Origin of the sequence: Caballeronia sp., from assembly GCF_049581465.1 — a bacterium.
Lineage (GTDB): Bacteria > Pseudomonadota > Gammaproteobacteria > Burkholderiales > Burkholderiaceae > Caballeronia.
Window position 1 is genome coordinate 1 of record NZ_JBAUSA010000659.1, and the last position, 2353, is coordinate 2353.

2 protein-coding genes are annotated in these 2353 nt (G+C 60.9%); one reads left to right on the forward strand and one right to left on the reverse strand.

What is annotated here, in order from left to right; all coding sequences use genetic code 11:
* Window positions 1–630: LysR family transcriptional regulator (locus WCA53_RS16280; protein ID WP_423912394.1), on the reverse strand; the 630-nt coding region annotated here is incomplete at its 3' end.
* Between the two features lie 132 nt (window positions 631–762).
* Here WCA53_RS16280 and WCA53_RS16285 point away from each other — a divergent pair.
* A complete protein-coding gene (locus WCA53_RS16285) occupies window positions 763–2151 on the forward strand; it encodes a DHA2 family efflux MFS transporter permease subunit (RefSeq protein ID WP_423912397.1) in 1389 nt (462 codons plus the stop codon).
* Window positions 2152–2353: the final 202 nt, after the last annotated feature.

Here is a 2353-nt window from a genome sequence, read left to right on the forward strand (position 1 = left end):
GCTGGTGCACACCATCTGCCAGCGCGCACCCACGGCAGCCAGTGCATCGAGCACCACGGCGCGTGTCACGCTGGGTTCGGCCACGAGGATCAAGGGCAGAGGCTGATCGAGATCGACCTCCGTTCCCGCTCGTGCCAGCCATTCGAGCTGGCCCGAGAAAAGCGGAATGCCCCGCGCATCGCCAATACGCCGCTTGCCAATCAACAAGTCGACCGCACCCGCGTCCAGAAGCTCGTACAGCCGTCCTGTCATGCCGATCGTGATCTCAAGTTCCACGTCGGGATGCGAGCGGCGAAACGCAGCGAGAACACGCGGCAAGGGACCGAGCGCCAAGTCGTCGGACGAACCAAGCCGCACGCGGCCCGCAAGACGCGGCGAGCGAAACTGCGATTCCGCATGGGTCATCGCCTCAAGAATCTTCCGCGCATGGATCAACATGGCCTCGCCGTCGGCAGTGAGCGCGAGCGAGTGCGTGTCCCGCACGAACAGTCGCCTTCCAATGTGATCTTCCAGGCGCCGGATATGCTCGCTCACGCTTGATTGCGTGAGACGAAGCTGGCGGCCGGCATCGGTGAAACTATGGGAAGCCGCAACGGTCGCGAACGTATTAAGCCAGACAGGATTGAGCATGATGCATTGTCATCGATAAAACCGATGGCAGTCAATGCGGCCAGTGGGGTTCCCGATCGCCATGGATGGAATTAAACTTGGCGCATATCCCGAATTCCCCGTCGCACTGCTTTGAGCGTCAAGCTTCACACGATGACCGCAAAAAATTCACATACGGCGCTGTTATGGATCGTCGCCGTCGGCTTTTTCATGCAGGCCCTCGACACGACCATCGTCAACACGGCCCTGCCCTCCATCGCGCGCAGCCTGCATGCGCAACCGCTTGCGATGCAGCCGATTGTCGTCGCCTACACGCTCACCATGGCGATGCTCACGCCTGCCTCGGGCTGGCTGGCCGACCGGTTCGGCACGCGGCGCGTCTACTTCGTCGCCATTCTGCTGTTCGTGCTCGGTTCGCTCTGCTGCGCGAGCGCACAGTCGCTGCACCAACTGATCGTGGCGCGCGTGATCCAGGGTATCGGCGGGTCGATGCTGTTGCCGATCGGCCGCCTGGCGGTGCTGCGCAGCGTGACCGGAGAGGCTTATGTGTCCGCGCTGGCCGTGATTTCCATCGCAGGACAGGTCGGTCCGATCCTGGGCCCGACGATGGGCGGCTGGTTCGTCGAATCGTTTTCATGGCACTGGATCTTCTTGATCAACGTGCCGATCGGGGCGGTCGGGTTGCTCGCGGTGCATCGATTCCTCCCCGACGATGCCATCGGCGACGCCCCGCCTTTTGACTTTATCGGGGGCGCGTTGTTGTCGCTGTGCATGGTCGCGTTTTCCGTGGCGCTCGATAGCCCGGCGCAACATCACAAGCTGCTGGTTTCCGGTGGGCTGTTCGCGCTGTCGGCGTTGGCCGCGATGGTGTACGTTCCCCACGCGCGGCGGCGGCCCGATCCGCTTTTCAAGCTCTCCCTTTTTAACGAGCCTAACTTCAGCGTAGGCCTGCTTGGGAATCTGCTGTGTCGAATTGGATCGAGCGCCGTGCCATTTCTCTTGCCGCTCCTGATGCAGTTGCAGCTCGGCTATTCGCCGTTGCATTCGGGACTGATGCTGCTGCCGGCAGCGTTTGCGGGAACCATCGCCAAAGGCTGGATCTCGCCGCTTGTCAGGCGCTATGGCTACGATAACTTCTTGCTCTGGAACACGATTCTTGTTGGGGCTGCGATAGTTGGATTTGCCGCGTTTTCTGTTTCTACTCCGTTGGTCGTCGAGATCGCCATTCTCGCCGTATTCGGCGCCTGTAATTCCATGCAGTTCGCCGCCATGAACAGCGTCACGCTCAAAGGGCTTTCCATCAAGGACGCCGGTAGCGGCAATAGCCTGTTTTCCATGGTGCAGATGCTCGCGATCGGGCTCGGGGTTTCTATCGGCGGCGGGCTTGTGTCTGTGTTTTCGACGCAGCTTGGGTCCGCTGCCATGGCCTTTCGAATCGCGTTTGTGTGTGTCGGAGGGGTTACGCTGGCGTCGGCCATCGTCTTCCGGTTTCTTGACTCTGCGCCACCGGCAGCCAGAGGTGTGGTTGCACAGCAGTCCTGAATAAGTATTGCGGATGGTGCGCTGGGGGGGTGCTGTTCGCGGCGAGTGGGGAGCTAGGGAGGGGTGCTGTTCGCGGCGAGTGTGGGGCTAGGATTGAGTCCTCCTGCTCGCGTGGTCGTTCTGCTTAAGTCGGATTTTCTTGCTTATTTCTGTTAGCCCCTATCCGGGGCGGGACTTCATTTCTTTGCAAACGCGCAAAGAA